This window comes from Muricoccus harenae (genome assembly GCF_009848505.1).
Taxonomy (GTDB): domain Bacteria; phylum Pseudomonadota; class Alphaproteobacteria; order Acetobacterales; family Acetobacteraceae; genus Roseomonas; species Roseomonas harenae.
Map to the genome: position 1 here is coordinate 22446 of NZ_WWDL01000044.1, position 8710 is coordinate 31155.

The following is an 8710-nucleotide window of genomic DNA, read 5'->3' on the forward strand; positions in this document are numbered from 1 at the left end:
TCGAAGCAGCATCAAAGCACAACGTGGCTACTAATAGGTCCTGAACCTAACTGGTTTCCATGCCCCAGAAGACGAGGATCTGGTCCACGATCACGCCGCGAATATCGGAGCGATAGCCAGTCACAACCTTGTAGCCCCCCAAGGGAATGGAAAAGGCCTGTTCATTGGAGAGCCGCTGGAGGTCTGCCGCAATTGCCTTCTGCTTCGCCGGATCGGTCTCGAATGAGAACGCCTCGCGTAGCCGCTCCAGCTCTCCATTTTCGGCCCAGCCAACATAGCCCCGTGAGCCACGCCCATCGAGGTTCAGGTTGATGATGGGGTTCATCAGGTCGAGATTGGTCCAGATGCCCCAGGCGATGCTCCAGCCGCCCTGCTCCACGGGCACGTTACGATTTCGGCGCGCAAGCAGGCTGTTCCAGTCCATGCTGTCCACCTGCACATTCATGCCGATGGATCGCAGCAGCTGCTCGGTCACGGGAGCCAGTGCACTGCCCGAGGGTAGGTCTGCCGGATGCAGGATGACGACCTTTTCGTTGTTGTAGCCACTCTCTCGCAGCATCTGCTTCGCGCGCTCGATATTCGCGCCGGGTCCGGGAATATCGGCCGCATAGGGAGATTCGCAGGAGAGGACAGAGGTACATGGCTGGGCGAGGCTGTCGTCGCCGATCTGCGCGTCCAGATAGTCCTTCTGGTTCACGGCCATCATGACGGCTTGGCGAACCTTCAGGTTGTTGAAGGGCGGTTGGGCGCTGTTGAACCGCATGAGGATGAAGTTGCTCACGCCGCGCGGCTTCAATACCACCTGCCGGTTGCGCCGCATCAGTCGCATCATGTCCGGAGGGATGTTCTCCATCACCTGTACCTCCCCGGCGAGGAGCGCATTGGCGCCGGTCTGGGGATCGCTGATCTCCATCCACTCGATGCGGTCGACCTTCGCCACCTTGCCGCCAGCAAGGCCCGAGGCCGGCTCACTGCGCGGCATGTAGCCCTTGAAGCTCTCATAGACCACGCGGTCGCCCGAACGGTACTCGGTCGCGATGAAGCGGAACGGGCCCGAGCCGACCACTTCCGTAATCCGCTGGTCCGCCGGGATTTCCACGATGCGCTTCGGCAGGATGAAGGGTACAGGGCCGCCGGGCTTTCCCAAGGTTTCAAGAACCAACCCATAGGGGCGCTTCAGCACCAGTCGGAAGCGCTCCGCATCCACAGCCTCCAGCCGCTCCGTCACGTTGCGTAGCCGCGTGCCCATGACGTCGCGGGGCATCCAGCGGTTAAGGGATGCGACGACATCTGCAGTTGTCACCGGCGTGTCGTCGTGGAACTTCAGCCCGGGACGAAGCCGGAACTCATAGGTCAGCTTGTCGTCGGAAACCAACCATTCACCCACCATCTGCGGTTGAGGTTGGCTCTTCGCGTCCAGCGCGAAGAGCGTGTCATAGACGAGATATCCGTGGTTGCGGGTGATGTAGGCCGTGGTCGCATAAGGATCGAGCACGCCCAGGGTGGCATGCATCACCGCCTTGATGACGCGCTTCCCGCCGGCGCCCTGCTGAGCCATGGCAGCTGGCGCAGCGAGCGCGGCCGTGAGACCCGCTGCTCCCTGCAGCATGGCGCGGCGTGTGCTGCCGTTGAGCATGTTTATGGCCATGGCCGTTTTCTCCTGTTGCGTTGACTTAGTGGCGGATTTTCGGATCGACGGGGCGGCGGCCGAGGGCGCCAAGCACTTCCTCGCACCATGCCGCCATGCGCAGAAGTGCCGCCTCGCCGCGCGGGCGGCCCAGGATTTGCAACCCAACGGGCATCCCAGTCGCGGTAAAGCCACATGGGATGGAAATTACCGGACAGCCGGTGAGCGAGAGGGTGAAAGTGATCGCTATCCAGTCGATGTAGGAGTCGAACTCATGCGCGCCGAGCCGTTCCACCCGGCGCCATTCGGCGGGGAACGGGGTCATGATGGCGGTGGGGCAGAGCAGGAACTCGTGCTCTGCCAGGAAGTCCATCAGGCGCTGGAACATGGCCGCACGCGCATTCTCCGCGCGGGCATAGTCCGCGATGGGTAGGGCCGCCGCGCGCTCCGTGCTGGAATGGATCTCGGGGATCACCCGCTCCCCGTGCTGCGCGATTAGCGGTGCGAAGGCGGCGAGGTGATTCACCCCGCGGATGGCGTGGAACACGTCCCTGCCCTGGGAGAGATCCGGTGCCGCGCCTTCTATCCTGGCGCCCGCCGCAGCCAGCCGCGCTACGGCGTCTCGCACCACCGCCTCGACCTCTGGGTCAACCGGCGTCACGCCGAGATCCATGGAGAAGCCGATGCAGCCGGGCCTGCGGGGCGTGGAGGCCGCCTGCCCGAAACTCCCCGGCACTGCGCTCGGCAGGCTCAGCGGATCCGTCCAGACCTCTCCCGCCATGGCATCCAGCATCATGCCACAATCTGCGACCGTGCGCGTTATGGGGCCGACCACCGGCAGCATAGAAAAAACCATCCCCCGGCGCGCCCGCGGCACCCGCCCAGGCGAAGGCCGCAACCCCACCACGGAACAGAAGGCGGCCGGAAGGCGGATGGAAGCGCCAAGGTCAGAGCCCAGGGCCATCCAGGCCTCACCCGTTGCCACGGATGCCGCCGCCCCGCCGGAGGAACCGCCGACAGTGAGCCTCGTGTCGAATGGGTTCCGGGTGGGGCCGAACAGCGCGTTGACGGTGCTGGCATTGAAGCCGAACTCTGGCGAGTTTGACTTACCCAGCGTGACCCCGCCATTCCCCTCCAGCAACTCCACCGAGGGGCTGGAGCGCTCGGAGACGTGGTTCTCGAATAGCACCGAGCCGCCGAAGGAGTGGCGTACCCCCGCCACCTCATCCAAGTCCTTTACCGTTACGGGCAGGCCGCCGAGCCAGTTCGGGTCATGGAGGCGGGCTGGCGCGGCAGCAACGGCGCGCGCCTGATCGCGGGCGCGATCCAGGCAGAGGATAGGGAGCGCGTTCACCGCCGGCTCCACCGCCGCGATCCGCCCCGCCGCCGCCTCGACCAGCTCCGCCGGCGAAACGGCGCGGCGGCGCAACAGCGCCACGGCCTCGGTGGCGGTCAGGTCGATCAGCGTGCGGTCATACGGCATCCGATGGTTCCTTCATAACCTGGCCCCGGCGGGGGTCGGGCCAGAAGGATGTCCCGCGACGGGCCAGTCCGCCACCGATCCCCGTCGGCACACCATCCGCGCGCCAGCACGAGGCGCCCGTCATGCGGGCTCCGTCGAACAGGATGGCGCCCATACCGCCAGCCACATGGTCCACAGGCGTGACTGGGTGTCCCAAGGACTGCAGCGTCTCATGCACCGTCTGCGGAAAGCCCCGCTCCACCTCCGCATCCGGGCCGTGGGTGAAGACTCGCGGCGCCTCGACGGCCTCCTGCAGACTCATCCCATGGTCCACCATGTTCATCACGAACTGGAAAACGGCGGAGGGAATGCGATGCGCCCCCGGCAGCCCCACGGCGAACCAGGGCGCTCCCTCGCGATAGCCGATCATCGCAGAGATGCCGCTGGTGATCCGCTTGCCCGGCTGCAGGGACAGCGCGTGCCCGGGATGCGGGTCAAAAAGGTACATGTAGTTGTTCGGGATGACCCCCGTGCCCGGGATCATGATGCGCGCGCCGAACAGGCTGTTGATGGTCTGGGTGGAGGTGACGATGTTGCCGTGCCGGTCCGCAATGGTCACATGTGTGGTGTTGGCGGATTCGTTCGTGAGCACGCGGGAGGCGAAGTTGCCGCTGCGGGCCGGGTCGATTTCCGGACGCCGGAGCGCAGCGTATTCCTTGGAGGTCAGCCGCGCGACCGGCACGTCGACGAAGGCCGGGTCGGCGGTCGCCGCGCGCCTGTCAGCAGCCGCTATCTTCAGCGTTTCCAGTATCAGATGCAGTGTCTGCGCCGTGCCGAAGCCGGATGCGCCGAGGTCGAAGCCTTCCATCAGGTTCAGCATCTGGATCACATGCACGCCGCCCGAGCAGGGCGGCGGCGGCCCCACCAGTTCCACTCCGCGATAGGTGCCGCGCACCGCCTCCCGCGTCTCGGTCCGGTATGCCGCCAGATCCCCGAGCGCCATGCAGGAGCCCTGGGCTCGCAAATGCGCAATGATCTGCTCGCCCAGCGCGCCGCCATAGACCACATCAGGTCCCGCAGCGGCGATGCGGCGCAGCGTCTCGGCATATTCCGGCATGGCCAGCCGGCTTCCCTCCGGCAGTGGATCGCCACCGGGCAGGAACATCGCGGCCATGCCAGGGTCCAACGCCAGGTCCGGCGCTGTCTCGGCGATACAGGCGGCGAGATAGGCGGTGACGCGGAAGCCGCGCGTGGCATGGCGGATCGCCGGCTCCAGCACCGCCTCCAGCGGCATTGTGCCAAAGCGATCCAGCGCCTCGCACCAGGCCTTCAACGTGCCCGGCACGGCTACCGCGCCGGCGCCGCGCTTGTTCGCCCGCCCCTCAGTTTCCATGTAGTCCGGCCAAGTGTCGGAAACCGGCCGGTACATGTCCGGCCGCGCAGCGGCAGGCGCGGTGGAAAGGCCATCCAGCACCACCTCTCGCCCGTCAGCCAAGCGGATCAGCGCCACGCCCCCGCCGAAGAAGCCGACCATCATCGGCTCCACCACAGTCAGGGTGAACAGCGCGGCGATGCTAGCATCGATGGCATTGCCGCCCGCCGCCATCATCTCCGCCGCGGCGGCGGAAGCGAGGGGATGGTTGGTCACGGCCATGCCACCCTCCGCAATGACCGGCGCCTTCTCGGTGGAGAATCGGGCCCCCGCACGCAGCCGCCAATCCGTCATCACGCCTCCCTTTCCCTCGCGCCGCCCTTCCGGGCCGGTTCTATGGGAAGAAAGTATCGAAGCTGCGGCGCGGCGCGGTCCAATACGCACCGCAGCCGTTTTTCATAAGTCCGGCGTCTAGGTCCCGCGCAGCCTGTACTGCTGCGCATGGCGGATGAAGCGGCGCACGGCGGCCGATGGCTCGCTCCGGCGGTGAGCCACGGCCAATTCCGCCGTCACTGCGGGACCGGCCAGGGGGCGATAGGCCACGCCCGGCAGCTGAATGCAGCCGACCGAGCGCGGCACCAACGCCACCCCCAGCCCCACCGCCGCCATGCTGGCGATGGTCATGAAGTCCCGGCCTTGTGGCCCCAGGCGCGGCTGGAACCCGGCCGTCTGGCAGGCAGCCACGGTGTGCTGGTGGAAGCTGACACCGGCCGCGTGATTGGGCGTGATGAAGGTCTCGTTCGAAAGTTCCTCCAACGGCACCGCATCCCGCCCGGCAAGGGGATGGCTGGCCGGAAGGGCGATCGCGACGGGCTCCTGCAGCACGGGAAAGCTCGTTACCCCAGGGGCAGCGATACAGGCGGGCGGATGAAGGCCACATCCAGCCGCTCTTTCGAAATGGCGTCCAGCTGCTGCTGCATGGCCATCTCGGTGATGACCAGTTCCACCTCGGGACTAGCCTCGCGGAAGGCGCCAAGGATGGAGGTGAGCACGCCCGTATAGGCCGCGGAAGCGACATAGCCGATGCCCAGCCGGCCCACCTCCCCCTGCCCAGCCCGGCGGGCGGAGGCCACGGCGGCCTCGGCCCGGGCCAGGGTAGCGCGCGCCTCCCCGGCCAGCAGTTCCCCGGCCAGGGTGAGCCGCACGGCACGGCGCGTGCGGTCCAGCAGCGGTGTGCCGATGATCTCCTCCAGCGCTCGCACCTGCTGGCTCAGCCCAGGCTGGGCTATCCCCAGCCGTTCCGCCGCGCGCCCGAAATTCAGCTCCTCCGCCACAGCCAGGAAGTAGCGGAGATGGCGCAGCTCAAGCCTCGACCTCTCAGTGCTCAACCAGAACTTCCACTTATCAAGATCCCGCGTGCCGCATAATGGATGGCTGGGCCACCAGGCGTCCATCATGCGGCACTCGATAGGATGGCTCGCGATGGACAAGCACCCGGCCGATGGCCTGCTTCTTCCGCACAGCGCTCATTGGGGGGCCTTCCGCGCAAGCTGGGACGGATCGCGCGTGACAGTGATTCCTCATCCTGCTGACCCTGCCCCCTCCCCGATCCTAGGCAACTTTGCTGACAGCCTGCGGCACCGCGCCCGCATCGCCTGCCCCGTGGTCCGCCGTGGCTGGCTGGAGCAAGGCCCTGGCCCCACGGATCGCCGCGGCGAGGACGAGTTCGTCGCCCTGCCCTGGAACGAGGTGCTGGACCGCCTGGCTGCCGAGTTGCAACGGGTGAAGGCGGCACATGGGGCGGAGGCCGTCTTTGGCGGTTCTTATGGCTGGTCCTCGGCCGGCCGCTTCCACCATGCGCAAAGCCAGATCCACCGCTTCCTGAACGTCGCGCTTGGCGGCTATGTGCGCTCGGTCAACTCTTACAACGCGGGTGCCTCTCAGGTGATCCTGCCGCATGTCATGGGCTCGCTTGAGGAGCTGTTCCGCCGCAACGTCACCTGGGAACAGGTCCAGCGCGACACTGAGTTGCTCCTCTGCTTCGGCGGCATGCCTCTGAGAAACTCGATGATCGCGAGCGGCGGGGTGACCCGGCATGTGGAGCCCGGTGCCATCGCCCGTGCCCGCGCCCGGGGCGCCCGTTTCGTGCTGGTAAGCCCGCTGCGCGACGACCTGCCGCCCGAAGCCGGGGCGGAGTGGTGGCCCATCGCCATCGGCACCGATGTCGCCTTGATGCTTGGTCTCTGCCACACGCTGGTGACAGAGGGCCTGCATGACGGCGTGTTCCTGGAGACCCATACCACCGGCTATCCAGACTTCGAACGCTATCTACTGGGGCAGGAGGACGGCCAGCCGAAGCATGCCGGATGGGCCGCCGCCATCTGCGGCATCGGCGCCGACCGCATCACGGCCCTGGCGCGGGAACTCGCAGCCAAGCGCAGTCTGATCACCGTAGCCCATGGGCTGCAGCGCGCCCAACATGGGGAGCAGCCCGTCTGGGCCGCCGCCGCCCTGGCTGCCATGCTCGGCCAGATTGGGCTTCTCGGCGGCGGCTACAGCTATGCCATGGGCGCCATGGGCCATTACGGGCGCAGGCCCAACGCCGTGCCCATCCCCACCATGCCGCAGGGGCGCAACGGCGTGCGTTTCTTCATCCCCGTCGCCCGCATCGCGGACATGCTGCTAAATCCCGGGGCGCTCTTCGATTACAATGGCGAACGCCTGACCTATCCGGATATTCGCCTGGTTTACTGGGCCGGCGGTAACCCCTTCCACCATCATCAAGACCTGAATCGGCTACGCCAGGCCTTCTCGCGCATTGATACCTTGGTGGTGCACGAAACCTCCTGGACTGCCACTGCGCGCCACGCGGACATCGTTTTGCCCTCCACCATGACACTGGAGCGCGACGATATCGGCGCGGCGGGCACGGACCCGCTCATACACGCCATGCGCGCCATCGCGCCGCCCTTCGCAGAGGCGCGGGACGATTTCGCCATTTTCACCGCACTCTCCGCGCGGATGGGGGTTGAGGAAGCTTTCACTGCGGGCCGCAACGCCGCCGCCTGGCTCCGTCATCTCTACGAAGCCACGCGCGAGGCTTTGGCCACGAAGGGGCATGAAGCCCCCTCCTTCGAAGCCTTTTGGGAACGGGGGGAGATCACCCTGCCCTCCACCCCCGATGATGGTGGCCCGCTGCGAGCCTTCCGAAGGGATCCCACGGCACATCCGCTTCCGACGCCGAGTGGGTGGATCGAAATCTTCTCCGAGAGGATTGCGGGTTTCGGCTATGCCGATTGCCCTGGTCATCCGGCCTGGCTGCCCTCGACCGAGCAGCCGGATGCACGCCACCCGTTACGCATCATCGCAAACCAGCCGGCCACCCGCCTCCACAGCCAGCTGGACTTCGCTGCCTACAGCCAGTCCAGCAAGCGCCGGGGCCGCGAACCCGCGCGGATGAATCCGGCGGATGCGGCGGCGCGCGGTATCTTCGATGGCGATATCATCCGCCTGTTTAACGACCGTGGCTCCTGCCTCGCCGCCGCCACGCTGTCGGAGGATGTTGCCCGCGGCGTCGTGCAGATTGCGACCGGCGCCTGGTATGATCCGCTCCCGGACAATGGTCCGCCCCCGCTCTGCGTGCATGGCAATCCGAATGTGCTGACGCGAGACATCGGCACCTCACGTCTTGCCCAGGGAAGCTGCGGCCAGACGACCGTCGCGCAAGCCGAACGTTACGAGGCGCCGCTGCCGCCGCTCCGCGCCTACGATCCGCCGCGGGGCGCTTGAGCATGGGGCCGCTGGCAGGCATCCGCATTCTCGATCTCACCACTGTGGTGATGGGCCCTTTTGCCACCTCCGTGCTCGGCGATCTGGGCGCGGACGTGATCAAGGTGGAGGCACCAAGTGGCGACCCTATCCGCAAGGTAGGGCCGAGCCGCGGTGGCGCCATGGGACCGATGTTCCTGCACGCCAACCGCAGCAAGCGCAGCATCGTGCTCGACCTGAAGACAGATGCCGGGCGGGGCGCGCTGCTCCGCCTATCCGGTTCGGCTGACGTGCTGGTACACAATCTCCGCCCACGCGCCATGGAGCGGCTCGGCCTAGCATTACAGTTGCGCGTTACGTTTGAGGTGGGCTTGCTGGGCGACAGCTTGATGTGCTCGTCGCCAGAGTGACCATGCGATGACGTGGGCGGGCCGGATTTTTCGTTGGGCCAGTTGGACCGCTATGCGGCGGACTTCCTGGA

At 66.7% G+C, this 8710-nt stretch carries 5 protein-coding genes and 1 pseudogene; 2 read left to right on the top strand and 4 right to left on the bottom strand.

All coding sequences use genetic code 11. The features are described from left to right. Positions 1 to 46: 46 nt before the first annotated feature. The 4 genes and pseudogenes from GSE44_RS22745 to GSE44_RS26585 form a co-directional block, all read right to left on the bottom strand. Positions 47 to 1648 carry an ABC transporter substrate-binding protein gene (locus tag GSE44_RS22745; protein ID WP_159351121.1) on the bottom strand — a complete coding sequence of 534 codons (1602 nt, stop codon included), beginning with the start codon at positions 1646 to 1648 and terminating at the stop codon, positions 47 to 49. A gap of 25 nt (positions 1649 to 1673) precedes the next feature. After that, complete coding sequence (locus tag GSE44_RS22750; RefSeq protein ID WP_159351122.1) at positions 1674 to 3110, bottom strand: amidase; 1437 nt, start codon at positions 3108 to 3110, stop codon at positions 1674 to 1676. Next, positions 3100 to 4815 (bottom strand): gamma-glutamyltransferase, encoded by a 1716-nt coding sequence (gene ggt / locus GSE44_RS22755; protein ID WP_159351123.1) that lies wholly within the window; start codon positions 4813 to 4815, stop codon positions 3100 to 3102. Before ggt ends, GSE44_RS22750 begins: the two co-directional genes overlap by 11 nt. Before the next feature lie 117 nt (positions 4816 to 4932). Next, positions 4933 to 5918, bottom strand: a pseudogene (locus GSE44_RS26585) (LysR substrate-binding domain-containing protein). 25 nt (positions 5919 to 5943) lie between these two features. Between GSE44_RS26585 and GSE44_RS22765 the strand changes: the two are divergent. Both GSE44_RS22765 and GSE44_RS22770 read left to right on the top strand, forming a co-directional pair. Further along, positions 5944 to 8250 carry a molybdopterin-dependent oxidoreductase gene (locus GSE44_RS22765; protein ID WP_159351124.1) on the top strand — a complete coding sequence of 769 codons (2307 nt, stop codon included), beginning with the start codon at positions 5944 to 5946 and terminating at the stop codon, positions 8248 to 8250. 2 nt (positions 8251 to 8252) lie between these two features. After that, a complete protein-coding gene (locus GSE44_RS22770; RefSeq protein WP_159351125.1) occupies positions 8253 to 8639 on the top strand; it encodes a CoA transferase in 387 nt (128 codons plus the stop codon). The last annotated feature ends 71 nt before the right edge of the window (positions 8640 to 8710 follow it).